Source organism: Myxococcus sp. RHSTA-1-4 (assembly GCF_020037125.1).
Taxonomy (GTDB): Bacteria; Myxococcota; Myxococcia; order Myxococcales; family Myxococcaceae; genus Myxococcus.
Genome location: NZ_JAIQDG010000039.1, coordinates 25,116 through 48,122, shown reverse-complemented (window position 1 = coordinate 48,122; position 23,007 = coordinate 25,116). Strand labels below are relative to the sequence as shown.

Genomic DNA, 23,007 nt, shown 5'->3' with positions numbered 1-23,007 from the left:
GTGAGCAGTCTTTCCAAGAAGGTGCTCGAGGGTGACGTGCGCAGCGCGTCGCGCCTCATGCGCAACATCGACGACGGCGCGGAGAGCGCCACCCAGGACCTGCGCGCGCTGTTCCCGAAGACGGGGCGGGCCTACATCATCGGCATCACCGGCTCGCCGGGCGCGGGCAAGTCCACCCTGACGGACCGGCTCATCGCCGCGTTCCGCAAGCAGGGGAAGAAGGTGGGCGTCATCGCGGTGGACCCCACCAGTCCCTTCACCGGCGGCGCGATTCTGGGCGACCGCATCCGCATGCAGGACCACGCGACGGACCCGGGCGTCTTCATCCGCTCGCTCGCCACGCGCGGCAACCTGGGCGGCCTGTCCCGCGCCACCGGCGACTGCATCCGCGTCATGGACGCCATGGGGCAGGACGTCATCCTCGTGGAGACGGTGGGCGTGGGGCAGGACGAGATCGACATCGCGCAGATGGCGCACACCACGCTCGTCGTCACCGTGCCCGGCATGGGGGACGACATCCAGGCCATCAAGGCGGGCATCCTGGAGGTGGCGGACGTCTTCGTGGTGAACAAGGCGGACCTGGACGGCGCGGACCGCACGGTGCGTGAGCTGCGGATGATGCTGGAGCTGCGCCACGCGGTGAAGGCGCCCCCCATGGACCACGACGCGCACCACCGCATGGTGCGGGCCAAGGCGGAAGGGCGCCACGAGGAAACCGCCCCGGCCCCCCAGGAGTGGGAGCCGCCCATCCTCAAGGTGGTGGCTGCGAAGGACCAGGGCGTGGACGCGCTGGTGAAGGCCGTGGAGGACCACCAGGCCTTCCTGGACAAGACGGGACAGCGCAAGGAGAAGGAGCGGGCGCGGGCGGCCATGCAGTTCGTGGCCCTGCTGCGCGAGCGGCTCCTGCGCAGCGCCCTGGAGCGGCTGGAGCGGGAGCGCGGGCGGCTGGACGAGGTGGCCGGCCGCATCGCGGACCGGCAGGCGGACCCGTACGCGCTGGCCGAGGAGCTCGCGAGCCAGCTCCGGGAGTAACGCCGTGGAGAAGCCCACCCTCGCCGAGCGCGTGCAGCTCCTCGAGTCCCGCCTGGGAGTCACCATCTCCCGGCAGGACCTGGCGATTGAAGCGCTCACCCACAAGACGTACGTCAACGAAAACCCGGATCTGCGCCTCAAGGACAACCAGCGCCTGGAGTTCTTCGGCGACGCGGTGGTGAACCTGGGCGTCGCCGACCGGCTGTGGCGGCGCTTCCCGGACGTGCCGGAAGGCTTCCTCACCAAGGTCCGCGCCCGCCTCGTCCACGAAGAGGGGCTGGCCCTGGTGGCCCGGCGGATTCCGCTCGGGGACCTGCTCCTGCTGGGGCGGGGTGAGGACAAGTACAAGGGGCGCGAGAAGAACTCGCTGCTGGCGGATGCCCTGGAGGCCGTCTTCGGGGCCGTGTACCTGAGCTCGGGCATGGAGCCGGTGCTCCAGCTGGTGGACCGCTTCTTCGTGGAGCTCATCGACGAGGCGGCCTCCAGCCTGGACAAGGACTACAAGACGGCCCTGGGGCAGCTCGTCCACGAGCGGCTGAAGATGCCGCCGCGCTACCGGGTGGTGTCGGAGTCCGGCCCGGAGCACTCGAAGATCTTCGAGGTGGAGGTCATCATCGGCGAGGAGGCCTACGCGCGCGCCACCGGCCGCAGCAAGAAGGAGGCGGAGCAGGCCGCCGCCCGGATGACGCTCGACATGCTCCATCAGCGGCTGGCCCAGGCCGCCGCTCCCACACCGGCCCCGGCGGCCCCCACGTCCGACACGCCCCCGCCGCCCGAAACGTCCCGGGACGACACCCCGGCGTGAAACCCCTTGGAGGCAGGAGGGGTGACGCATAAGGTGCCCGGCCGATATGCGCCCCTCCACCCTCCGAATGACGTTCGCGCTGGTGGCCTGCCTCCTGGCGGGCACCGCCTCCGCCGCTTCCGGCAAGTGGACCCAGAAGGTCGAGGCCGGCAAGGACCTCTACGCCACCCTCAAGACGAGCGAGGGCGACATCGTCGTCCGCCTCTTCTCCAAGGACGCCCCCAGGACGGTGGCCAACTTCGTGGGTCTGGCCACGGGCGAGAAGGAGTGGAGGGACCCCAAGTCGGGGAAGACGTCCAAGAAGCCGCTGTACGCCGGCACCGTCTTCCACCGCGTGATTCCGGGCTTCATGATTCAGGGCGGCGACCCCACCGGCACCGGCATGGGTGACCCGGGCTACCGCTTCGAGGACGAGTTCCAGAGCGGCCGCGCCTTCGACAAGCCGGGCCTGCTGGCCATGGCCAACGCCGGGCCCAACACCAACGGCAGCCAGTTCTTCATCACCACCTCCGCGCCGGCGCACCTCAACAACCGGCACACCATCTTCGGCGAGGTGGTGAAGGGCTACGACGTGGTGGAGAAGATTGGCAACGTGCCGCGCGACAACCGCGACCGGCCGCGGACGGCGGTGGTGCTCAACCAGGTGGTGCTGAGCGACAAGGCCCCCGCGGGCGTGACGGCCCCGGGCGCGACGAAGAAGGACACGGGCGCGAAGGCGCCGGCTACACCGAAGCCGTGAGCCCCGCGCACGTGGGGCAGAGGACCTGACACGGGCCCGTCCATCCGGCCGGGCCCCCAGCAGACGGGAGGGCAGCATGGGAATGATGGACGAGGCCCAGGCGGGCAAGGAGCTGTACGCCACCTTCGACACCACGCAGGGGCAGATTGTCGTGCGCCTGTTCTCGAAGGACGCGCCGAAGACGGTGGCGAACTTCGTGGGCCTGGCGACGGGTGAGCGGGAGTACGAGGACGCTCGGACCCGGGAGAAGGTGAAGGGCCGGCCCTTCTACGACGGTGTCATCTTCCACCGCGTGATTCCGGGCTTCATGATTCAGGGCGGTGACCCCACCGGCACGGGCCGTGGCGGCCCCGGCTACCGCTTCGAGGACGAGTTCCAGAGCGGCCGTGGTTTCGACAAGGTCGGCCTGCTGGCCATGGCCAACGCGGGCCCGGGCACCAACGGCAGCCAGTTCTTCATCACCACGTCCAAGCCGACGTACCTCAACAACAAGCACACCATCTTCGGCGAGGTGGTGAGCGGCTACGACGTGGTGGAGAAGATCGGCAACGTGGCGCGCGACGCCAGCGACCGCCCCCGCACGGAAGTGCGCATCAACAAGCTGACCATCTCGACGACCCAGCCGTAGTCTGCCCGCCCGCCGCCCGGCCATGCTGAATGGCGGGGCGGCGGGTTGTTATAGGGCATTCCAGACGTTTCTCCTTCGGGGCGCCCACTTCCTGGGGCTCCCAGATCACCTTCGAAGCACATGGCCTCCCCCAAGACACACCGCAGCGGCTTCGCCGCGCTCATCGGGCGCCCCAATGTCGGCAAGAGCACGCTGCTCAACGCGCTGACGGGCGAGAAGATCGCCATCGTCTCGCCCAAGCCGCAGACGACCCGCAACCGAATCCTCGGTGTCGTCACCCGCCCGGAGGGGCAGGTGGCGTTCATCGACACGCCGGGCATCCACCAGGCCAAGGGCGAGCTCAACCGCTACATGGTCGAGGTCGCGCTCCAGGCGGCCGAGGAGGTGGACCTGGTCCTCTTCCTCATCGAGCCGCCGGCGGGCGAGAAGCTCGAGGTGAGCCCGGGCAACCGCACCATCCTCGAGCGGCTGCAGAAGATCGGCAAGCCGACCTTCCTGGTCATCAACAAGATCGACTCCATCCCCAAGGCGGCGCTGCTGCCGCTCATCGACCTGTACCGCAAGGAGTTCCCCTTCGCGGAGGTGGTCCCCATCTCCGCGCGGGAGAAGGACGGGGTGGAGCGGCTGTTCCACGCGGTGCTCGGACACCTGCCGGAAGGGGAGAACGTCTTCGACGAGGACATGCTCACCGACCAGCAGGAGCGCGCGCTGGTGGCCGAGTACATCCGGGAGCAGGTGCTGCGTCACTGCCGCCAGGAAATCCCCTATTCCACGGCGGTGCTGGTGGACATCTTCGACGAGTCCGAGCGGGAGCCCCGGCCGGGCACGCCGCCGAACCAGCTGGGCGGGCTCATCCGCATCGCGGCGTCCATCTACGTGGAGCGCGACAGCCAGAAGGCCATCATCATTGGCAAGCAGGGGCAGATGCTGAAGACCATTGGCACGGACGCGCGCAAGTCCGTGCAACGCCTGCTGGGCGCGCACGTGTACCTGGACCTGCGGGTGCGCGTGGAGCCGCGCTGGAGCGAGCGCCCCGAAGGCCTCAAGAAGCTGGGATACGACTGAGATGAAGCCCCTCGTAGCGATTGTCGGACGCCCCAACGTGGGCAAGAGCACGCTGTTCAACCGGCTGGTCGGCAAGCGCCTCGCGCTGGTGGAGGACCTGCCGGGCGTGACGCGGGATCGCCACTACGCGGACGCGCAGTGGGAGGGCCGGACCTTCACGTTCATCGACACCGGCGGCTTCGTCCCCGGCGAGAAGGACACGCTGCTCCAGCAGGTGAGGGAGCAGGCCCAGCTCGCGGTGGAGGAGTGCGACGTCATCATCTTCGTCGTCGACGGGCGCGAGGGCATCACCCCCGCGGACGACGCGGTGGCGTCCTACCTGCGCAAGAGCGGCAAGCCCGTGGTGGTGGCCGCCAACAAGCTGGACAACACGTCCGGGCAGATGCAGGCGCTTGCCGCCGAGTTCTACAAGATGGGCCTGGGCGAGGTGCAGCCCATGTCCGCCGAGCACGGCCTGGGCGTGCCCGGCCTGTTCGACGAAGTCGTGGCGAAGCTCCCTCCGAAGGAGGAGGACGAGGGCGCCGAGGCGCCTCCGGACGACGGCGTCATCCGCGTGGCCATCATCGGCCGGCCCAACGTGGGCAAGAGCACCCTGGTCAACGCCATCCTGAAGGAGAAGCGGGTGGTGGCCAGCGAGGTGGCGGGCACCACGCGGGATCCGGTGGACTCGCCGCTGACGTACAAGGACCACAAGCTGATCCTCACGGACACGGCGGGCATCCGGCGCAAGAAGACCATTGCCCACCGCGTGGAGCAGTACTCGGTGGTGGCGGCGCTGAAGGTGATGGAGCGCAGCGACGTGGCGGTGCTGCTGATGGACGCCACGGAGCCGGCGGTGGACCAGGACGCCAAGCTGGCGGGGCTCGCGGAGGAGCGCGGCCGGGCCCTGGTCATCGTGGTGAACAAGTGGGACCTGGTGGGCGCGGACCAGCGCCGGCAGGAGACGTACCGCGAGTCCCTCAAGTACGCGCTGAAGTTCGTGGGCTACGCGCCCATCCTCTTCACGTCCGCGCTGACGGGCTCCAAGGTGGAGAAGGTGGTGGACGTGGCGGTGGAGCTGGCCCAGCAGTTCCGCTTCCGGGCGCCCACCCCCCAGCTCAACCGGCTGCTGGAGCACATGGTGGACAACCACCCGGCCCCCATCGTCCGGGGCAAGCCCCTGCGCCTGTACTACATCTCCCAGGTGGCCGCGGCGCCTCCGACCTTCGCGCTGATGTGCAACCACCCCGAGGAGGTCCCGGACATGTACAAGCGGTACATCACCAACCAGATCCGGAAGACCTTCGACCTGCGGGTGCCCATCCGCCTCCACTTCCGGGAGCGCCCCGGAAAGGCCAAGCGGGAGGCCCGCAAGAAGCCGCACCTCCAGGGGAAGCGCTGAAGCGTCCGTGCGTTGACACTCGCGGCGTGCGCTCCATACAGTGCGCCGCTCTTTCCCCCTTTGTCGGGGTACAGCACCGAAGCGACGAGAGAGGTTGCCAGACGTGGCCGGAACCAAGACCGAGAAGATGCGCCAGCAGGAGCTCCGTGCGCCGGACAGCTTCCAGAAGGTTGGCGCGGAGGCGAGCGACTGGCTCGCCCAGCGGCAGAAGATCATCGGCATCGGCGTGGCCGTGGTGATCGTCGGCGGCCTGGGCGTGGCCATCGCCAACGAGGTGTCCAAGCGTGGCGAGGAGAAGGCCGCCCAGGCGCTGGGCCAGGCGCTCACCGTCCTGGAGCGCCCGGTGGAGGGCGTGGAGCCCGCGCAGCCCGGAGACACCGAGCCCCCCTTCAAGACGGTGAAGGAGCGTGACGAGGCGCTGGTGAAGGCGCTCACCGACTTCCGCAAGGAGCACGGCGGCACCCGCTCGGCCGCGACGGCGGCCCTGACGCTGGGCGAGGCCCAGTTCCGGCTCGGCCAGCACCCGGAGGCCGAGGCTTCCTTCGCGGCCTTCCTGAAGGACGCGCCCCAGAACGAGCCGCTCCGCGCCGGCGCGCTGGAGGGGCAGGGCTACGCGCTCGAGGCCCAGAAGAACTACGACGGCGCCATCAAGGCCTTCGAGCAGATGGACGCGGCCAGCGGCGGCGAGTTCCTGGCCGGCATGGGCGCCTACCACAAGGGCCGCATGCTCATCCTCCAGGGCAAGAAGGAGGAGGCGGCGCAGGTCCTCTCGAAGATCTCCACGGACCATCCCAACACCGCGGCGGCGCGGATGGCCAGTGAGCGGCTGGCGGTGCTCGCCTCCGAGGGCGTGAAGGTTCCCGCCCCGGCGCAGCCCGCGGCGGCCACCACCGGCCAGGACGCGGGGTAGGCACGCACGTTATGAAGAAGGGGCTCGTGAGCTGGAAGCGTTGGCTGGTCGGCGCCGCGTCGGTGGGGCTTCTGGGCGGCTGCGGTAGGACGCAGTACTACACGAACCCGGAGATTCCCCGGGGCCCCACGCACCCGCCGGTGGACTACTTCTCGGTGAACTGGTGGGCGCCGCTGGCCCCGCCGGGCCTGCTGGAGTACGCGCCGCGCGAGGTCGCGACTCCGGCCTACGACGCGGACAACAAGCACGTCATCGCGCTCACGCGGGACGGCTATGTCCGCGCCGTGGGGGCGGACGGCAAGGTGAAGTGGTCCTTCCGCACGGCCATCCGCTTCAACGCGGGAGCCCGGGTGAGCGAGGGCATCGCCTACGTGCCGGGCGGTGACGGCGTGCTGTACGCGCTGGACTCGGCCACGGGTGACGTGAAGTGGAAGTACACGGCGGGCGAGTCGCTGGCGACGGTGCCCGTGCTGGCCAACGGCCTGGTGCTGGTAGCCTCGGAGAGCGACACGCTCTTCGCCGTGAAGGCCGCGGATGGCGTGTGGGCCTGGCAGTACCGGAGGGACCCGCCGCCGGGCTTCACCGTCCGTGGCGCCTCCACGCCGCTGGTGCGCGAGGACGCCGCCTACGTCGGCTTCTCGGACGGCTTCGTGGTGGCGCTGAGCCTGTCGGATGGCAGCGTCACCTGGGAGAAGTCGCTGTCTGGCGGCGGCACCGAGTTCCTGGACGTGGACACCCAGCCGGCCATCGACGAGGCCGGGCGGCTGTACGTGGCCTCGTACAAGAGCGGCATCTTCGCCCTGGAGGCGGAGACGGGCGACATGGTGTGGAACACGGCCGTGGGCGGCGTGACGTCGCTGCTCTCGCGGGGGCAGTTGCTCTTCGCCTCGGGTGATGGCCGGGTGGACGCCTACCTGAGCGACAGCGGGCGGCTCCTCTGGTCGCTCCCCCTGGGGGAACGGGCGGCCTTCGCCCCCGTGTTCGCCCAGGGAATGCTGCTCGTGCCCATCCAGCGCTCGCTGCTGTTCCTGGACCCGAAGACGGGCAAGTCCCGGGTGGCGTGGAACCCGGGCGACGGCATCACCGCCACGCCCTTCGTGCGGGGCAAGCAGGTGTTCGTGCTGTCCAACAACGGCTACCTGTACGCCCTGGACGTGAACGGGATTCGCGGGTGACGGTGGTGGCGACCCGAACGGTCCGCGTCGTCGCGGCACTGATTCCGAAGCCCGAGGACGGCAACCGGTTCCTGGTGCAGCAGCGGCTCCCCGGCGGAAGCCGGGCCCTGCTGTGGGAGTTCCCCGGCGGCAAGGTGGAGAAGGGCGAGACGGACGAGGCCGCCCTGGCCCGCGAGTGCCGCGAGGAGCTGGACGTGGAGCTCGCCGTGGGCAAGCGGCTGTGGGAAGGCCGGCACAGGTACCCGGACCTCACGGTGGAGCTGGTGCTCTACGCGGCGCGGCTGGTGTCCGGTGAGCCCAGGCCCCTGGGAGCGAATGCGCTGGCGTTCCACACGCCGGCGGAGATGCAGGCCCTGCCGTTCTGCGAGGCGGACATCCCGCTGCTGGACGACCTGGTGGCGGGAAGGCTGGGCTCGCTCGATTGATGCTGCAGCGCACGTTCCAGCACATCCCCGGCGTGGGCCCCTGGAGGGAGAAGGACCTGTGGGCGCGGGGCATCAAGACCTGGGACGACTTCCCGGCCGCCGGCACCGGGGTGGCCATCAGCAAGAAGACGGACGACATCGCCCGCGAGCGCATCGCCCAGGCCCGTGACGCGCTGGCGCGGAGGGATCTGCGCAAGCTGACGGAGCTGCTTCCGCCCCGGGAGCACTGGCGGCTGTACCCCGAGTTCCAGAACGACGCCGTCTACTTCGACATCGAGACGGACGGGAGGGACGCGCAGGCGCCCACGGTGGTGAGCCTGTTCGACCAGGCTGGCGGGCTGCAGGTGTTCATCCAGGGCCGGAACATGGACGCGCTGCCGGAGGCGATGGCGGCGCGGCGGCTGTGGGTGACGTTCAACGGCTCGGTCTTCGATGTACCGGTGCTGCGGGACTACTTCGGGCCGGGGCGCTTCCCGCTGCCGGACGCGCACATCGACCTGCGCTTCGTGACGCGGCGGCTGGGGATGGGCGGCGGGCTGAAGGAGATTGAAGCGAAGATTGGCGCCGAGCGGCCGCCGCACCTGAAGGGCGTCAACGGGTACGACGCGGTGCTGCTGTGGCGGGCCTACCAGCGCCGCGGGGACGTGGAGGCGCTGAGGTTCCTGGTGGAGTACAACCTCTACGACTCCTTCCAGCTCCGGACGCTGATGGACGTGGCGTACAACCGGGGCGCGGACGATTTGAATCAGGACGTCCCCCGGCTGCCCGTGTTCGAGCGCGGTGACGTGCTCTACGACGTGAGCCGGATCATCCTGGAGCTGGGCCCCACCGAGAGGGATTTGGAGACGCTCGCGAGGGTGCGGGCCATGGAGCAGGACGCCTGAGGAGCGGGTAGGGCGCTGGGGTTCCGACGTTGAACACCCGTGGGGCCGATCCGCGGTGAGCCCATGGAATGCGTCGAGGGTCCGTTTGTAGCTTGTAGCGTTCACGACCGGAGGAACGCATGAGCGAACCGATGAACCCGCCGTCCCCAGGTGTCCCGCCGACGCCGCCGTCTCCGGGAGGCAACCGCGCGAAGACGCTGATCGTGGTCCTGGGCCTCGCGGGACTGGCCCTGATTGCCTCGTACTTCGGACTCCGGCGGCAGGAGGAGGCGCGTCCGCCCGAGGTCACCGCCACGCCCGTGGTGGACGCGGGACTGGCCGAGGCGCCGCCGCCGGAGGTTTCTCTCCCGGAGAGCGATGGCCGGGTGCGGGATTCGGTGGGCCGGCTATCGAGTGAGCCCGAGTTCGCGAAGTGGCTGCAGGAGAAGGACCTGGTCCGGCGCTTCACGGCGGCGGTGAACAACGTCGCGGAAGGCGCCAGCCCGCGAATGGTCCTGGGTTTCCTGGCTCCGGCCGGGGGCTTCGAGGTGGCCGGGGCAAAGGGCAAGACGACCATCGAACCGCGGAGCTACGCGCGGTACGACACGGTGGCGCGGGTGTTCGGGTCGCTGGATGCCCAGGCGGCGGGCAGCGTGTACCGCGAGCTGAAGCCGCTGATCGACCAGGCCCACCGGGAGATTGCGCCGCCGGCACAGACGTTCGACGGGACGTTCAGCCGGGCCATCCAGCACCTGCTGGCCGTTCCGGTTCAGGAGGGGGCGGTGGAGGTGGAGCCCCGGGGGGCGCTGTACGCCTATGCCTCGCCGGAACTGGAGGGCTTGAGCGCCGCCCAGAAGCACCTGCTGCGCATGGGGCCGCAGAACATGCGAATCATCCAGGGCAAGCTCCGGGAGCTGCAGAGCGCCCTGGGGCTGCCGCCCGTGGCGGAGCGCTGACAGCGCGGCCCCTTCGGAGGCGGACGCGGGCGCCATGGCACTACCGCGACAGAGACTTCAGCGCGTCACGGAGACGCGCAACTTCGAAGGGGGAATTCATATGTTGCGTCGCATCTTCCCCGTCCCGATCGGGCGGGGGCGCGTTGCTGTCGTCGGCAGGCCCCGCGGCGGAGACTGGCTGGCGGATGAACTCGCCGCCCTCCGCGCAGACGGCTTCGATGTCCTGGCGTCGATGCTCTGCGCGGATGAAGAGGAGGCGCTCGAGCTCACTCGGGAGGCGGAAACAGCGGCCCGCGTCGGTCTGGAGTTCGTCTCACTCCCGGTTCCTGACCGAGACGTGCCGGACGTGGAGCAGGTGCGCCCTGTACTGGCCCGGCTCGCCAAGCGTGTCGAGGACGGGGCGGCGGTAGCGGCACATTGCAGGATGGGAATTGGCCGCTCCTGCCTGTTCGCCGCCTCGTTGCTGCGGCTGAGCGGAGTGCCCTCTGATGAGGCCTGGCGCCAGATCGAGAAGGTCCGCGGTTGCCCCGTTCCGGATACCCTGGCGCAAAGGGCGTGGCTCGACAGGCTATAGATGCCCCAGGGCCCACAGGAGACCTGGGCTGATCCGGAAGGGCGCCCAAGAACATTCTTTTCGCCCCAAAGAACATTCTCATGATCAAAAGAACATTTCCGGAGACTGCGGAGGCACACAGGAATATTCCGGCACGACCAACCAACATCCGAGAATATTCTTTTCCCTCCAAAGAACATTCCCGTGGCCCCAGCAGTGCGCCCAGGAACATTCATGAATGTCCGCAGGCCGTTTTCGGGGACTTACCAGAGGGCGTCGCCCGAGCCCGGGCGCTCTGATGACTCGCGCGGGGAGTCCGGCTGAATGGCCCAGAGGGGCGCATCCGGCCAGCTACTTACGCTTTTTCTTCTTGGCGGGCGGAGGCGGCGGAGCCGGCTTTTCCTTCTCGCCGGCGATCTGGAACGTGGTCCGGAGTTCCTCGACCTCGCGGCCCAAGGAGTCGGTAAAGGCCGAGCCGGTCTGGGCGTCGACGACCAGGGTGTATTCGAAGCCGGTCTTGAGCGGCTGAGGAAGGTTGATGCGGTAGACGAGCCCGGACTCGGATTCCTCGACGTCATCGTCGGAGACCATCGCGCGTTCGGCCTCATCGAACAGCCGGACCCGGTAGTTCCGGAGCCCGGGAGTACTGCGGAGCTCAAGCACCGACGTAGCCTCGATGAGCGGCTTTTCGTCGGGGGCGAGTGAGATCTCGACCAGGCCCGCATCGGGGGCCTGGTAACTGAGCGAGAACCGCGCGGGCGGAGGCATCGTAGGGGCCTGGGCGGTCTCGGCCGTGCCGGCGTCGGTCGTGGCCGCGGGCTTGTCGGGACAGCCGGTCAGGACGAGGGCTCCACAGCAGACGACCACGGCGAATCCAAAGCGAACGAAACGCATGGGGCGGCCACGGTATGCGCCGGAAGGGGCTCCGGAAAGCACGGACTGCCATGCAGGCAACCGAGCCTCAGGCGAACTGCCCAGCACGAAACGCGGGCAGCCATCAGCAGGGTTCCAGCATCAGGGGAGTCCGGTCCCGCGAACCGCCGCCGTGGGGCTCCGCAGGCCACGCCAGGAGCAGCTCCGGAACCGAGCCGGCGGTGGCCCGAACTCCCCTGGCCTCCCTCTGTCGGAATGTCCGATAACGGTTGTGTTCTGTCGCCTTATGCAGTAGCGTCGCTGTCCGTTTCGCACTCGCACGGCGCACCCGTTTCGCCCCGGCCGTCAGGCCGAGTCGCTACAACGCGCCCTTGGAGCGGCGACACTCAAAGCTTCCGGTTCCGGGGCCTCTGCCGCGCGGCCCACGCTGAGAAACGCGGAACCACCGACATGCCGCAGGTGCCTGAGAACACCTGACGTGCCTAGGGCCCGGGCGAGTGCTCCAACACTCACCGGGCCCGCCCTTTTTGCGGGCGAGCGGAGGTGAGAGTAAGGCGCCTGCCCACTCCTCTGCAAGCGGCGCAATCCCGCCCCGCCTGTGTCCCCTCTGACCCCGTGGCCTACTGCCCGCGTCCCCAGGCTCGCCGTTGCCGGTTCGATGCGTGCGGCGCCTGGTGCTGGCGCCACTGCGCGGTGTGCTTTCGCCCGGTGTGCCGCTCGCACCGGGCCGGAAGCGGGCACCTCTGGCGGTGCCTCACGTGCCCCGCTGAGCAGCTCGCCGCGATGGTCCGCGAGGCCCGCGACGCGGACCGTGAAGAGCGCCGCGCCGCGGGGCTCTACGTCGTCCCGCGTCCTGGTGAAGAGGGGCACTCCGCCGGGCACCTGGCGGAGGTCGCGCCCTCCCCGGACGTGCTGCGTTGTCGGCGGTGCGGGGAGCGGTTCCGCCGTGCCAAGGGAAGCGTCATCCAGCGGCCGGCGTGTCCCTGCCCGCCATGAGCGGGCACCAGCGGGTCACTCGCTGATGGAGTTGGGCAGCTTCGGTGCCTTGAGCAGCGGCACGTAGCAGCGGCCCGCGTGCTCGTACGTCGCAACGGGGCAGGGGGGCCGGTTGTCGAGCCGCGCCCAGCACGTCCCGCGTACCTCCACGTAGCCGCCCGGGCAGGGGGCCCGCTCCCAGCGTGGGTCAGGCTTCTCCGGGATGCGTTGGGCTCGCAAGCTGCCGGCCTGGTCCTGGTGCACGTCCACCACCACGCCCGCGTCAGGCTCGCCCGCGTCGAGCAGCTCCACCGCGGCGTGCTCCAGCTCCGGGGAGGGCTCCACGTGTAGCAGTGCGGTGCCGGCGAGCAGCATCACCAGCGCGAGCAGCGCGCCCCACGGGCCGGGCCTGCTGGCCAGGTCGCGCAGCACCGCGCCGCGCCGCAGCTTCCGCGCGGGCGGGTGCGCGTCGAGGTCCTCGCGCTGGGGGCGATACGGCCGGCGTGGTGGCTGGGGGCAGGTCATGGAGACGCTACCTCACGCGGCGGCGCTGCTGCGCTCCAGCCGCCAGCGGGCGAACCTCTCCGCGGTGCGGGCCGCCGCCAACCGCGCCGCGAGCCATGCCCAGCCAACCGCGCAATGGGGACAGGGGACGGGGAGGGGCTCCAGCACCACGCACACCGTGCGCGGCTGCATGACAAAATCCGTCATCGCAATGCGGGCCGCGCCAACTCGCTCGGAGGCGCGGAACCACTCAAACCAGAGTCCCCAGGGTGCGGCGTGCGTGGACATGACGCCTACGTAGCACGGGGGCGCGTGGCTCCGCTCTTCCTCACCTGCGCTCTTCGAGGTCCTCGCGCACCGGCCACCAGCGCAACGCGGCCAGGCCCGCGGCCCACACGAGCAGGACGAGGGCACCGGCCGCGTGCGCGTCACTCACTGCGCCTCGCCCACGTCCTCCACGGTGGAGGACGCCCGCGGGCCGCTGCCGGCGGGCACCAGCACCGGGGCGAAGCCGTTGCCCTGGCGCACGAGGCCCACGCGCCGGCCGTCGTCCTCCGCCTCGGGGCGCGGAACGATGCCGCCGTCCGGCTGGCGCGGGTACGCCGTGAAGCCGCTGGCCTCGCACACCTGCGCGGCCGTGTCCGCGCCCTGCTGCACCTGGCCCTCGGGGAGGTACGTCGCCAGCGTGCCCGCCACCGCGCACACGCCCGCCAGCACCCACGCCACGATTCCGTTTCTGCTCGCCATGTCGCTGTGTCCTTCGTCCGGGGCTCGTGAGGGCCCGCTCTCCACGCCCCGCGGTGGAGTCGGGCTGTTTGCGGCAACACGTCCCCCGTCACCGCGTGCACGTGCACGCCAGCGCGGGGGACACCACTGCATTCGTTGAAGGGGAGGGGAGTGCGACGCGCGGCCGTCCACCGCGCGCCGCGCACTCCGTCAGCTCTCCGCCGGCTTCTCCGGCGGCTTCTCCGCGGCGTCCTTCGCCGCCGCGTGCGCGCGCATTTCCTCGCGCACGTCCACCGCGCAGGAGTCACACGCCTGCATTCGCACCGGCACCACCTCCGCGACCTTGCCGCAGCCGGCGCACGTGCCCGGGAGCGCGTGCTCGTGCAGCTCCGCCGCGCCCGCGTTGTCCGCGTGCGTGAGGCAGCACGAGACACACAGCTCCGCGACGCGAAGCCGGGAACACCGCCTCCGGCCGCACCTGTCGCAGTCCGGCGTAGCAGGCTCGGGGACAAGGCCCGTCGCCATGAGGTCCGCCCCCACCGCGAGCAGCACCAGGCCACACAGGAAGGCAGCCACGCGCGAAAGGCCGCTCACGGCTCGCCCCACAGCTCCCACGGCACGCTGTAGCCCGTGGGCGTCCCGCCGAACGTCACCACGCACTGCGCGCGGAGGATGCGGCCGCAGTAGCCCCGCGTCGAGCCCGTGACAGCGGTGTTGATGAGCCACTGTCCCACCATCACCTCCGCCGCGCCGCCGGCAGAGCTGGTGCCCCCCAGGTACGAGTGCAGAGTCAGGTCCCCCGCGGCCCCACCCAGCGTGGACGGCGTGACGCTCCGGAGGGCCGGCGTCGCGGTGGGGCCCGTGCCGCCCGTGAAGGTCACGTTCCCGATGCGCAGACACAGGAAGCGGTAGGCCGACGTATCGAGCGCGGCCCCCAGCAGCTCCTCAGACAGCCCCCCGCTCTCCCTCGTCAGCGTTCCACTCGCGAGCTTCACGAGGCCGCTCTCTTCCGTCACGCGCAGGCGCTGATTGCTGTCGAGTCGCAGCAGGGAGGTCCCGACTCCTGTTGTCGCCACGTACACGCTTTGCGCGGTCCCCGACGTTGACTCCACCGCCACGCGGAGACGCCCGCCAGAGTCGAGCGCCAGAGGCGACGGAAACCCGGCGCTGCTCTCCGCGAGCTTCGGGACGTTCGTCAGCGTGCACAGGGGCACACGCACCCCGGGCACAGTCGAGCCGTCCGCGTTCGAGGGCACCATTGTGGGCAGGACGATGGGCACTCGCCCGTTGCCGGGGAAACTGCCTCCGTCTGCATAGGTCGCGTGGGGCGGCGCGGTCGGCTCCTCCCAGTCGTTCACGGTCGAAAAGGTCGTGACCAGCCACATCGCGCCAGTGGCGCCGAGCAGCTCCAGGCGCATGAATCCTTCCGACGGGAATCGGCAGCCTGAATCCAGAATGAGGTGGTCGCGATACGTCACGTCATCCAGAAAGGCGCGAATCGTGACGGGGTAGTTTGCAGGCGGCCACGTCTTGAACCCAGCAGGGTCCGGCCTCACTCGAAATCCCGCTCCGGCGCTTCCAGCGGGCACCGGCTGTGCCGTGCTTGCCGTTACTTCCTTTGTGTAGATGGGCACCTTACTTTCTCTTTCTCCCCCTCAGGGGGCCTTCGCGGTGGCCGCGCGGTTGCGCGCGCCAAACTTCAGGCCGAGCTGCTGGCCCACGATGTGGACGGCGCCGGCGAGGTGGGCGAGCGCGCCGCGCGTCCTCGCGTGCTGCGTCTCGCTCGCCGCGGTGCGCACCGACAACTCACGGTGCCCCTTCTCCAGCGTGGCCACCCGCGCGCGGAGCTTGCGCAGGGCGCGGCGCGCGGCGCGGCTGTTGCCCAGCGCGGCCGCGGCGCCGCTCGCAATCGCCGTCACGAGGATTTCGAGGGCCTTCATCGTCTCCGGGTTCACGTGGTGCCTTTCCCCAGGCGGGGGCCGAGCACGGCCAGCGCCTGCGCGTGGTACTTCCGCCTATCCTCGGCGCCGTTCATGCCGCCGTTGATGCGTCGGGTGATGCCGTCGAAGTCGCTTCCGTCTGCCAGCGTGTTGAGGTCCGCAGACGTGCCCTTGCGCCAGAACCACGCGGCAACCTCGAAGGTGTGGCGCGGGTCGGCCGCCAGCTCCGGGCGGCTCACCAGGTCAATCCCGAGGGCTTCCGCGGCGCGCTTGTAGTTGTACGCCCCGGTGAGCTGTGTAACGCCACGTCCGACGTAGCGGGCCGCGTCCGTGGCGCCCACGTTCCCCAGGCGCGCGTTCGCCGCGTAGGCGTCCACGTTGGGAGCAATCTCCACGAGCGCGGAGAACTGCCACGACTCATGCAACCACTGCCCGAGCGCCGCCGCCACGCGGGGCAACGTGGTGATGTCCCACCGCCAGAGTGCCGCGTTGAGGTGCGGCAGGTACTGCGCGCGTTGCGCCTCCGTGAGTCGCGGGGTGAGCTGCCGCAGCTCCGGGAGCGTGACAACCTGGGGAGGCCGCGCCGCTCGCCGTGCAAGCGCCACGGCGCCCGCAGTGGCCCCGCCGGTGAGCAGCACCGCGCCGAGTAGACGCGCGGGCTTCACGCTTTCCCCCGAGCCGGCCTCGTGGCCTTGCGCGTGGTGCCCTTCTCCGCTCGCTCGATTCCCTCGCGCAGGGACGTGCCCACCTTCTCCGCGGCCGCGCCCAACGGACGCGCGCCCACCTTGGCCGCGACGGCGACACCGCGCAGCGCGAGGCCCACCGGCGTAGCTCTCACGGCCTGCCACGCAAGGGAGGCCGCCCCGAGCCCGACGATTCCCCCGCCGACCCACAGCGCCGCCTTGACCTTCCAGCTCCACGGGCCCGTGACGGCTTCGGGGATGGACGCGGCCGCCTCCGCAACGGCGCGGCCGGCCGCCGCCAATTCCTCCGAGGTCGCGTCAAGTGTGTCGGCGAGGACGGCCACCGTGGACGCCTCGTGTACCTCTCCGAGCACATACGCGAGCCCCGAGGCAATCGCGTTGCCCTCGTCCAGCCACCCAGCCAGCGTGTAATCCGAGCCGTCGTCACTCTTGCCCTGCTGCACCCAGCGGTAGTGGGCACCATCAGGCCCCATCCACCGGGGCACCAGGTCGGCCACGCCGCGCAGGGCGCCCGCAATCTTCTGCTGCTCTTCGTTGCCGAGCAGCTCACGCGCGGCGGATAGCACTCCAAGCACCGGGTTGCCGATGGTGCCGCTCCAGTCCGGCACCCACCCGAGGTATTTCTGTGCCGCTTCCACGGGCCGAGCCGCGGCCTCAGCACGCGCCACGAGTGCGCGCACCTTGGCTTGGAGCCCGTCCATCACCCGCTGTTGCTCTCGCGTCACTGCCATGGCGCGGGCCTCACTCCCACAGCGACTGATAGATGCCGATACCCGTCCCCAGGACACCCAGGAACCCGTTCACGTCGTCCCAGATGCCGCCGCCCTGCTGCTGCGCGGGGGGCTGCGCCTGGGGAGCGGGCGGCGCGTACTGCGCGGGCGGCTGCTGCGCGGCGGGCTTCGCGGCCGCCTGCCCCTGTTGGAGCTGGCGCAAGTAGTCCCGCAGCGCCGCGGCTTCCTCTTCCGCGCGCCGCGCGGCGTCCGCGTTGCGCGAGGCTTCCGCCTCCCTCCGCGCCTCGTCGAGCTTCCGGAGCTGCTCCTCGTACCGGGCGGCCTTCTCCTCCTCCAGCTGCTTCTCCGCGGCTTCCGCCTTGTCCGCGGCGCCCTTCCAGAGCAGTCCGCCAGTGACGGCCACCGCGGCCGCGCCCCCCAAGCCCACCACCCACGGAAGCCAATTCGTCTGTTTCGTCTCGCTCATGTCGGTTCAGCTCCACTCGGGCAGTGCGACGAGAATGGGCGCGTCCTGCTCTCTCAGGTCGAAGGGGCGCGCGGGGGGACGGTCCACGTCCCGGGCCGCGCGCACGGGCGGCGCGCCCAGCCGCGCGAGGTGTGTTTCTCGCTCCAGCTCCAGCGGCGGCGCGGGCGGGGGGCTCCGCGGCGTTGCCGCCTCGATTTCCTCCACGGCGAGCCCGCCACGCCACAGCACGGGAGCCCCGGGCGGGGGGAGCGAGGCGCGCGGCTCCACCGCGGGGAGCTGCGGAGTGCTCGGGGCCGGAGGGGGCGCCGGGGGCTGCGCGGCTGCCCGCGGCGCGTGCGCCGCACACTGGCCGTTGCGTGCGCGGCGCGCGTCCACGGCCAGCGCAAGCCCCGCGCCCAGCACGAGGGACGCGGCGCCGGTCATCACGAGAGAGAAATTCATCCGTGCGGCTCCTGTCAGACTTCGAAATTGCGTCCCTTACGGCCAGGTGGGACGCCGCGCGGCACCTTCTCCACGGGAGGGGGCTTCGGCGCGGTGTCCGGCGCCGGCAAGGGGAGAGACGGCGGCGGTGTTGGCGGCGGCGGCGGGGCAGGCGGAGGGGCAGGCGGAGGCGTCTCGCGCGGCCGCGGCGGAGGCTCGGGAATCCCGTCAAAGTCATCTTCGAAGTGGGTCCCCGTGCGCTTGTCGTCCTTGATGGCCGCGTTGCGCTGTCCCGGGCCGCGCCCGAGCTGCTCGTCGAGCACCCTGTCGCGGTTCCGCTGCTCCGCGCGCGCGGCCACCATCGCTGCATAGTCATCGGAGACTGGAGGGAGGACGGTGCCCTCATAGTCCGGGTGGCCCTGCTTCCAGTTCCACCGCACACACATTCCGTCCGTGGCGCGAATCTGGAGCCAGCCGCCGGGGCTACCGTCGTTGAACTCGGAAGTCTTCGGGTGGCCGGTGATGCCGGCCTTACCGAGCAACCACCCTTCCCAGAGGTGGTCGTCATCGTTGCCCATGAGGCCGCGCCCCTTGGCCATCCATGCGCGGTACGAGTCGCGCTCCAGGTTGTCGAGGTGCTCGGCAACCTTGTGGCGCGCGGCCTTGCCGGCCTCGTCCGCGGCCTTGAGGCGCGCAGGCCATTGCGCGTCACCGCCCGCGTTGTGGATGTTGACGCCCTGGTTATAGAGCGCGGTGTACGCCTCGTAATAACCCTGCGCCAGGGCCCCGTTCCGCGTGTCGCGCAGGTAGCGCTGCGCCACCTTCGCCATCTCATGGTCAGTCATCCACCCGCCGAAGATGGACGACAGGAGGCCCACGAATGGCGCCAGAGGCGCGGCCGGCGTGGCCGCGAGTGCCGCCGCGAGCAGCTTGCCGCCGTTGGCCACCGCAGACGCGGCCGCGGGCGGCGCCGGCTTCGGTGGAGCTGGTGGGGGCGGGGGAGGGGGCGGAGGTGGTGGAGCTGGTAGCGCCGGCTCTTGCGCAGGAGGTGGCGCGGCCGGCTCCGGCTCCGGGGTTGGTGCTGGGGGTGGAAGCGGGGGCGCCTCGTCGGGCGGCCGCGGCTTTTCGGCCGCCGCGGGCCCCTGGTGAGCACCGGCCGCGGCTTCCTCGTCCTGCGCCTTCGGCGTGGTGCCCCGCGGGGAAGCGCGCACCACGCGCCGGCCAACGGCCGCCGCGCCCGCGGGCACTGCGAGAAAGAGAAGCAGCTCAATCACGGTGTCACCTGTTGATGGAGGGGAGGGGCGCACGGTGGCGCCCCCGCTTCCGGTGCGTCAGAACGCGGCCGCCAGCTCCGGCCGCAGGGCGTGCGCCGCGTCGCGCAGGATGGTGGTCGCGTCCTGGCGGACCTTGGACATGACGCGGAACCCGGACGGGTCCGTCACCGCGCCCGGAATCCAGCGCACCTCATCCAGCACCGCGGACCGCACCAGGCGAAGGTTGCCGCTCGGGAACTGGCGTTGCCCCGGGCGCATCGCCTCCGCCACCTTCGCCACGACCTGGCGCTGGCGGTGCTCGGGGATGTGGACGTACGCGCGCCCGTTCCGCTCGCAGAACAGGCCGGGGTAGTCCGCGAATCCTTCCTCGTTGTCGAGCAGCACGGTGATGCCCGCGTAGGGCAGGAGCCTGTCATCCAGGTTCATGCCCTCGTAGAGCGCGGTATTGACGGCCAGGAGCTGGCGCCCCGGCTCGATGCGCGCGGCGTACGCCTCCACCAACGCGAGGATTTCCTCGTGCTTGAGCAGCGGCAGGTAGAGCACGCGCCCGGCCCACTCCACCGTCCTGTCCTTCTGCTTCGCCTCCACCGCGCCGGAGAAGTGCCGGGTCAGCGCATTGGGCGCGGCCAGGTAGACGGGCGTCCGGTGCGAGGTGATGGTCTTCTCCGCGTCGCTCGCGGACGGGTACTTGCGCAGGAAGTCCGCGTAGACCTTGGCCGGCGTGCTCGGGTCGTCCGTCACGGTGATGCCGCCCGCCTTGACGGTGAGGATGCCGAGCGCGGTCCCCAGCAGCGGCCCCTCGTGACTGAGGTCGAACACCAGCCCCTGGGGGGTGGTGATGGTATCGCTTTCCGCGTTCACCACTCGACGGGTGAAGGGCGGAATGCCGATGCGCCGCGCCTCCGCCTTCTTCGTGCCCGGCGAGAACGTCACCTTGACGGTGCCGAGCGCCAGGCCGACATTCGCCGTCGTGAACGGGTCTCCCTCTCCCCTCTTGAGTGTGAATTCGCAGTCAAGCAGCTGCTCCGGGCTGAGACCCGTGAAGAGCACCGACTCGCGCACCTTCGCGATGTGGCCCGTGGGCAGGTACGCCCGGAACACCACCTGGTTGTTTCCGAGGACGTAGGAGCGGGCCAGGCCCGTCGTGGCGTCGTCGAGGCCCTCCACCTCCTGCTCCAGGAGCCGCAGCGCGTCGAGCCGCACCTTGTCGAGCGAAACATCCTGGTAGCTCTCGAAGATGACCGCTCCGTTCTCCCCCGCGTACTGCTTCAGGCTCGCGGAGAAGAGCCCGAGCACCGAGAGCCGCTGAGCGAGCGTCAGGGCTCCGATTGCTCCCGTGCTGGAGATGGTGCACTCCACCTCCATCACGATGGCATCCGTGACGGTGCCGGCCGGCGCAATCATCTGGCCCTGGATGAAGCCGGCGTCACGCTCCAGGGTCTGCTTACCCTTCTTGAAGGGCACGAGGGTGTTGAGGGTCGATTCGGTGGCCACGTGGTTGCCTCTGTCGTGTGGTGGTTGAAGGGGGGAGGGCCGCGGACTACTTCTTCGCCGCGGGGTCGTTCCCCGGGCCGTTGAGCACGTCCGCCGCCACCTTCGGCACCGGCACGGCCGGGAAGAAGTGGCCGGCCACCACGGTGCCCACGGCGCCCGTCACCATGCCCGCGCCGAAGATGGCCAGGTCGCGCCCCCAGCTCTTGCCGTCCTTCTCGGGGTTGTCGCTGCCGCTCATGTGCTGCCGCCTTTCTGTCCGCGGTGTCACCGCGTGGGGATGCTCGCGAACTGCGAGCGGGAGAAACCAATGTGGAAGGTGCGCGCGGGGAGGTCCTGGAGCGAGCGCCCGAAGTCCTCGCCGAAGTCCGACGCGAGCATTCGGCGGTCAGACGCCTTCCCCATGTCCGCACACAGGCACGTGGACACCTGCTTGCGCACGATTTCGGGCACGCCTCCCGGGTACTGCGAGAGGAAGAAGGGAGTCACCCCGTCCTTCCCCAGCTCGCCCGCGGCGCGGTACAGGTCCGACTCCAGCCAAGCGCCGTACTTCTGGAGCTCGTCAAAGCCGATGACGCACCGGCCGCGGCCGTAGAGGACGCGCAGCACGGGGCGGATGTGCTCGGCGAGGGCCTCGCCAGCGTCCGTCACGGTGGGGACGATGGCCACCGCGGCGCGCGGGTCTCGAATGAAAGCGCTCGACTTGCGCCACTGCGCGAGGAATTCCGGCACCGTGAGGCGCGTCCGGAGCGGGCCGAGCTGGAGCGTGCCGCCGCGGTTGTTCCCCGTGGCCGCGTACTCGTCTCCCACGTCGAGGACGAACACCGCGCGGTTTGCCCCCATCAGCATCGCGAGCCACTGCTTGAAGAGGAAAGACTTCCCGCTCCCCGTCATGCCCAGCAACATGAGGACCTCGTAGGGCCTCGGGAGCCACGGACGGACGAACCGCGCCACGCCGCGCGGGAAGGGCCTGTGACAGGTGCGGCAACACGTGGCCTCGCTCACCGCGCGCCCCTCCTCACCAGCCGCGACACGCCCGCGGCCGCGCCAGCGGCGCCGCGCATGAACCACCCGCCCACCGCGGCGGCCGCCCCCTTGAGCTTGCCGGCGGAGGGCACCACGACGGCCGCGCCGAACGCGAGGCCGAGCGGCACCAGCTCCCACGTGACGGAGGGCTTGCCGCCGGCGGCGTCTCCCTTCTCCGCGGCGAGCGCGGCGGCCGCCTGCACGCGCCGGGCGATGGCCACTCCGGCAAGCTCGCCCATTCGCGTTACCGGGTCCGCCGTCACGGTGCGTTCAACCGGCGTGCCCTTGAACAGCGTGCGTTCCACGGGGCGCGTCAGGTCGATGACGGAGCCTCGGGTCATCTCCGCGATGGCCCCCAGGATGAACAGCGGGCCCCTCGCGCACCCCTCTACGAGGTCCGCCGGCTCGCCCATGAAGCTGTCCGCCGGCTTCGGCGGCGCCTCGCTCGCGGCCGGGGCCTCGCTCGTGCTGGAGCTGGTGCCGGCGCCAACGTCCGGGGGAGGGGAGCCCGGCGGCGCGAGGTCGGGGAACACGCTGGGGTCAACCACCTCCACCAGCTCCGGGGCCGCGGCACCAGGTGCCCCCGCATCCGCCGGGGGCGTGGGGGGCGTGCCGTCCTCCGCCGGAGGGGCATCGACGCGGGAGAAGGGCACGTCCACCACGGGGCCAGTCGCGGCCGGGTCCTCGTCCGCGGCCGGGGTCAGCGCGTGGGGCGCGTTGCGCTCCACCAGCTCCGCCGCGCCCTCCAGCGCCACGCCGTGCGCGCGGCCCCATGCGTTGGCCTTCACGATGGCTGCCACGTCGCTGCCTGCCTTTCGGAGCATTTCCCGGTAGGTGCGGGGCCAGCGGCCCGGGTTCGTCGCGGGCCTGCCGCCCTTCGCGCCGCGGCCCGCCTCGCGCCTCCTTCCGGGCTTCCGCGCACGTCCCGCCTTGCGCGCATTGCCGGGTCTGAGTGCCTCGCTGCTGTCGTCGCGCAGCTCGTCCACGGGGGCCTCGTCCACGCTCGGATGGTCGGCACTCAGGGACACGCGGGCCTCACTCACCAGGTGCTGCGAGAACTACTGAGACGGCGGCGCGCATCGGGCATCCGGGGTCCACTAGGCCGGTCTATGGGGGCCGGCGGTGCTCCTGCCGGACTTACCTTGCACGGTGCCCTTGCGCTGGTGGCTCGCTCCAGGATGCGCGCCGCCGTCAACGCGAGTGGTTGTCACGCTTTCGGGCCCGCCATGCATCGGGGTCCGCCGCCAGCACCCGCCACGCGGCGCGCGACACGTAGGGGTTGCGCCACGCGGTGCGGTTCGACCCTGCCCCCTCGCCAAACACCCCGGGGGCCTCGCCACGACTC

The 23,007-nt window shown here is 70.7% G+C and carries 28 protein-coding genes; 12 read left to right on the top strand and 16 right to left on the bottom strand.

Annotated features, from left to right (window positions below; translation table 11 throughout):
• From meaB to K8638_RS37120, 12 genes are all read left to right on the top strand, one after another.
• Window positions 1-1,032 (top strand): methylmalonyl Co-A mutase-associated GTPase MeaB, encoded by a 1,032-nt coding sequence (gene meaB / locus K8638_RS37175; RefSeq protein WP_223759472.1) that lies wholly within the window; start codon window positions 1-3, stop codon window positions 1,030-1,032.
• A 4-nt stretch (window positions 1,033-1,036) separates the two neighbouring features.
• Window positions 1,037-1,837 (top strand): ribonuclease III, encoded by an 801-nt coding sequence (rnc, locus tag K8638_RS37170; protein WP_223759471.1) that lies wholly within the window; start codon window positions 1,037-1,039, stop codon window positions 1,835-1,837.
• A gap of 46 nt (window positions 1,838-1,883) precedes the next feature.
• Window positions 1,884-2,576: a peptidylprolyl isomerase gene (locus tag K8638_RS37165; RefSeq protein ID WP_223759470.1), complete on the top strand. Its 693-nt coding sequence runs from the start codon at window positions 1,884-1,886 to the stop codon at window positions 2,574-2,576.
• Between the two features lie 76 nt (window positions 2,577-2,652).
• On the top strand, window positions 2,653-3,204 hold the full coding sequence (locus K8638_RS37160) for a peptidylprolyl isomerase (RefSeq protein ID WP_223759469.1): 552 nt from the start codon (window positions 2,653-2,655) through the stop codon (window positions 3,202-3,204).
• 120 nt (window positions 3,205-3,324) lie between these two features.
• Complete coding sequence (gene era, locus K8638_RS37155; RefSeq protein WP_223759468.1) at window positions 3,325-4,269, top strand: GTPase Era; 945 nt, start codon at window positions 3,325-3,327, stop codon at window positions 4,267-4,269.
• A gap of 1 nt (window position 4,270) precedes the next feature.
• Entirely contained in the window at window positions 4,271-5,650 is a 1,380-nt protein-coding gene (gene der / locus K8638_RS37150; RefSeq protein ID WP_223759467.1) for a ribosome biogenesis GTPase Der, read from the top strand.
• 103 nt (window positions 5,651-5,753) lie between these two features.
• The gene (locus tag K8638_RS37145; protein ID WP_223759466.1) at window positions 5,754-6,560 is read left to right on the top strand and encodes a tetratricopeptide repeat protein; all 807 of its coding nucleotides are present in this window, start codon (window positions 5,754-5,756) and stop codon (window positions 6,558-6,560) included.
• A gap of 11 nt (window positions 6,561-6,571) precedes the next feature.
• On the top strand, window positions 6,572-7,735 hold the full coding sequence (locus K8638_RS37140) for a PQQ-binding-like beta-propeller repeat protein (protein ID WP_223759465.1): 1,164 nt from the start codon (window positions 6,572-6,574) through the stop codon (window positions 7,733-7,735).
• Window positions 7,732-8,160 (top strand): (deoxy)nucleoside triphosphate pyrophosphohydrolase, encoded by a 429-nt coding sequence (locus K8638_RS37135; RefSeq protein WP_223759464.1) that lies wholly within the window; start codon window positions 7,732-7,734, stop codon window positions 8,158-8,160. The genes K8638_RS37140 and K8638_RS37135 overlap by 4 nt, the downstream gene beginning before the upstream one ends.
• Window positions 8,160-9,044 carry a ribonuclease H-like domain-containing protein gene (locus K8638_RS37130; RefSeq protein ID WP_223759463.1) on the top strand — a complete coding sequence of 295 codons (885 nt, stop codon included), beginning with the start codon at window positions 8,160-8,162 and terminating at the stop codon, window positions 9,042-9,044. Before K8638_RS37135 ends, K8638_RS37130 begins: the two co-directional genes overlap by 1 nt.
• A gap of 119 nt (window positions 9,045-9,163) precedes the next feature.
• Window positions 9,164-9,979, top strand: coding sequence for a DUF3014 domain-containing protein (locus K8638_RS37125; RefSeq protein ID WP_223759462.1), 816 nt, complete (start codon window positions 9,164-9,166; stop codon window positions 9,977-9,979).
• 100 nt (window positions 9,980-10,079) lie between these two features.
• Window positions 10,080-10,553 carry a hypothetical protein gene (locus K8638_RS37120; protein ID WP_223759461.1) on the top strand — a complete coding sequence of 158 codons (474 nt, stop codon included), beginning with the start codon at window positions 10,080-10,082 and terminating at the stop codon, window positions 10,551-10,553.
• A gap of 330 nt (window positions 10,554-10,883) precedes the next feature.
• Here the strand turns inward: K8638_RS37120 and K8638_RS37115 are convergent, their stop codons facing one another.
• From K8638_RS37115 to K8638_RS37040, 16 genes are all read right to left on the bottom strand, one after another.
• Entirely contained in the window at window positions 10,884-11,426 is a 543-nt protein-coding gene (locus K8638_RS37115; RefSeq protein ID WP_223759460.1) for a hypothetical protein, read from the bottom strand.
• 990 nt (window positions 11,427-12,416) lie between these two features.
• Window positions 12,417-12,905, bottom strand: coding sequence for a hypothetical protein (locus K8638_RS37110; protein WP_223759459.1), 489 nt, complete (start codon window positions 12,903-12,905; stop codon window positions 12,417-12,419).
• Between the two features lie 12 nt (window positions 12,906-12,917).
• Entirely contained in the window at window positions 12,918-13,076 is a 159-nt protein-coding gene (locus K8638_RS37105) for a hypothetical protein (protein ID WP_223759458.1), read from the bottom strand.
• Between the two features lie 240 nt (window positions 13,077-13,316).
• On the bottom strand, window positions 13,317-13,631 hold the full coding sequence (locus K8638_RS37100; protein ID WP_223759457.1) for a hypothetical protein: 315 nt from the start codon (window positions 13,629-13,631) through the stop codon (window positions 13,317-13,319).
• Window positions 13,632-13,820: 189 nt separating this feature from the next.
• Window positions 13,821-14,204 (bottom strand): hypothetical protein, encoded by a 384-nt coding sequence (locus tag K8638_RS37095; RefSeq protein WP_223759456.1) that lies wholly within the window; start codon window positions 14,202-14,204, stop codon window positions 13,821-13,823.
• Window positions 14,201-15,028 carry a hypothetical protein gene (locus K8638_RS37090; RefSeq protein WP_223759455.1) on the bottom strand — a complete coding sequence of 276 codons (828 nt, stop codon included), beginning with the start codon at window positions 15,026-15,028 and terminating at the stop codon, window positions 14,201-14,203. The genes K8638_RS37095 and K8638_RS37090 overlap by 4 nt, the downstream gene beginning before the upstream one ends.
• A 237-nt stretch (window positions 15,029-15,265) precedes the next feature.
• A complete protein-coding gene (locus K8638_RS37085; protein WP_223759454.1) occupies window positions 15,266-15,565 on the bottom strand; it encodes a hypothetical protein in 300 nt (99 codons plus the stop codon).
• Window positions 15,562-16,215: a glycoside hydrolase family 19 protein gene (locus tag K8638_RS45425; protein WP_223759453.1), complete on the bottom strand. Its 654-nt coding sequence runs from the start codon at window positions 16,213-16,215 to the stop codon at window positions 15,562-15,564. The genes K8638_RS37085 and K8638_RS45425 overlap by 4 nt, the downstream gene beginning before the upstream one ends.
• The gene (locus K8638_RS37075; RefSeq protein ID WP_223759452.1) at window positions 16,212-16,985 is read right to left on the bottom strand and encodes a hypothetical protein; all 774 of its coding nucleotides are present in this window, start codon (window positions 16,983-16,985) and stop codon (window positions 16,212-16,214) included. Before K8638_RS37075 ends, K8638_RS45425 begins: the two co-directional genes overlap by 4 nt.
• 10 nt (window positions 16,986-16,995) lie before the next feature.
• A complete protein-coding gene (locus K8638_RS37070) occupies window positions 16,996-17,451 on the bottom strand; it encodes a hypothetical protein (protein WP_223759451.1) in 456 nt (151 codons plus the stop codon).
• A 6-nt stretch (window positions 17,452-17,457) separates the two neighbouring features.
• Window positions 17,458-17,892: a hypothetical protein gene (locus K8638_RS37065; protein ID WP_223759450.1), complete on the bottom strand. Its 435-nt coding sequence runs from the start codon at window positions 17,890-17,892 to the stop codon at window positions 17,458-17,460.
• Between the two features lie 14 nt (window positions 17,893-17,906).
• The gene (locus K8638_RS37060; protein WP_223759526.1) at window positions 17,907-18,818 is read right to left on the bottom strand and encodes a hypothetical protein; all 912 of its coding nucleotides are present in this window, start codon (window positions 18,816-18,818) and stop codon (window positions 17,907-17,909) included.
• A 384-nt stretch (window positions 18,819-19,202) separates the two neighbouring features.
• A complete protein-coding gene (locus K8638_RS37055; RefSeq protein WP_223759449.1) occupies window positions 19,203-20,639 on the bottom strand; it encodes a hypothetical protein in 1,437 nt (478 codons plus the stop codon).
• A gap of 46 nt (window positions 20,640-20,685) precedes the next feature.
• Window positions 20,686-20,877 (bottom strand): hypothetical protein, encoded by a 192-nt coding sequence (locus tag K8638_RS37050; protein WP_223759448.1) that lies wholly within the window; start codon window positions 20,875-20,877, stop codon window positions 20,686-20,688.
• Window positions 20,878-20,903: 26 nt separating this feature from the next.
• Window positions 20,904-21,641: a hypothetical protein gene (locus tag K8638_RS37045; protein WP_223759447.1), complete on the bottom strand. Its 738-nt coding sequence runs from the start codon at window positions 21,639-21,641 to the stop codon at window positions 20,904-20,906.
• Window positions 21,638-22,690: a hypothetical protein gene (locus tag K8638_RS37040; RefSeq protein WP_223759446.1), complete on the bottom strand. Its 1,053-nt coding sequence runs from the start codon at window positions 22,688-22,690 to the stop codon at window positions 21,638-21,640. The genes K8638_RS37045 and K8638_RS37040 overlap by 4 nt, the downstream gene beginning before the upstream one ends.
• Window positions 22,691-23,007 lie beyond the last annotated feature (317 nt).

Excerpts from the sequence above, each read along its gene's own strand:
- K8638_RS37065 (WP_223759450.1), bottom strand. The coding sequence starts at position 17,892 with ATGAATTTCTCTCTCGTGATGACCGGCGCCGCGTCCCTCGTGCTGGGC.
- K8638_RS37130 (WP_223759463.1), top strand. The coding sequence starts at position 8,160 with ATGCTGCAGCGCACGTTCCAGCACATCCCCGGCGTGGGCCCCTGGAGG.
- K8638_RS37110 (WP_223759459.1), bottom strand. The coding sequence starts at position 12,905 with ATGACCTGCCCCCAGCCACCACGCCGGCCGTATCGCCCCCAGCGCGAG.
- K8638_RS37070 (WP_223759451.1), bottom strand. The coding sequence starts at position 17,451 with ATGAGCGAGACGAAACAGACGAATTGGCTTCCGTGGGTGGTGGGCTTG.
- K8638_RS37165 (WP_223759470.1), top strand. The coding sequence starts at position 1,884 with ATGCGCCCCTCCACCCTCCGAATGACGTTCGCGCTGGTGGCCTGCCTC.
- K8638_RS37100 (WP_223759457.1), bottom strand. The coding sequence starts at position 13,631 with ATGGCGAGCAGAAACGGAATCGTGGCGTGGGTGCTGGCGGGCGTGTGC.
- K8638_RS37125 (WP_223759462.1), top strand. The coding sequence starts at position 9,164 with ATGAGCGAACCGATGAACCCGCCGTCCCCAGGTGTCCCGCCGACGCCG.
- K8638_RS37160 (WP_223759469.1), top strand. The coding sequence starts at position 2,653 with ATGGGAATGATGGACGAGGCCCAGGCGGGCAAGGAGCTGTACGCCACC.
- K8638_RS37120 (WP_223759461.1), top strand. The coding sequence starts at position 10,080 with ATGTTGCGTCGCATCTTCCCCGTCCCGATCGGGCGGGGGCGCGTTGCT.
- K8638_RS37090 (WP_223759455.1), bottom strand. The coding sequence starts at position 15,028 with ATGCGCCTGGAGCTGCTCGGCGCCACTGGCGCGATGTGGCTGGTCACG.
- K8638_RS37075 (WP_223759452.1), bottom strand. The coding sequence starts at position 16,985 with ATGGCAGTGACGCGAGAGCAACAGCGGGTGATGGACGGGCTCCAAGCC.
- K8638_RS37105 (WP_223759458.1), bottom strand. The coding sequence starts at position 13,076 with ATGCAGCCGCGCACGGTGTGCGTGGTGCTGGAGCCCCTCCCCGTCCCC.
- der (WP_223759467.1), top strand. The coding sequence starts at position 4,271 with ATGAAGCCCCTCGTAGCGATTGTCGGACGCCCCAACGTGGGCAAGAGC.
- K8638_RS37115 (WP_223759460.1), bottom strand. The coding sequence starts at position 11,426 with ATGCGTTTCGTTCGCTTTGGATTCGCCGTGGTCGTCTGCTGTGGAGCC.
- K8638_RS37050 (WP_223759448.1), bottom strand. The coding sequence starts at position 20,877 with ATGAGCGGCAGCGACAACCCCGAGAAGGACGGCAAGAGCTGGGGGCGC.
- K8638_RS37140 (WP_223759465.1), top strand. The coding sequence starts at position 6,572 with ATGAAGAAGGGGCTCGTGAGCTGGAAGCGTTGGCTGGTCGGCGCCGCG.
- era (WP_223759468.1), top strand. The coding sequence starts at position 3,325 with ATGGCCTCCCCCAAGACACACCGCAGCGGCTTCGCCGCGCTCATCGGG.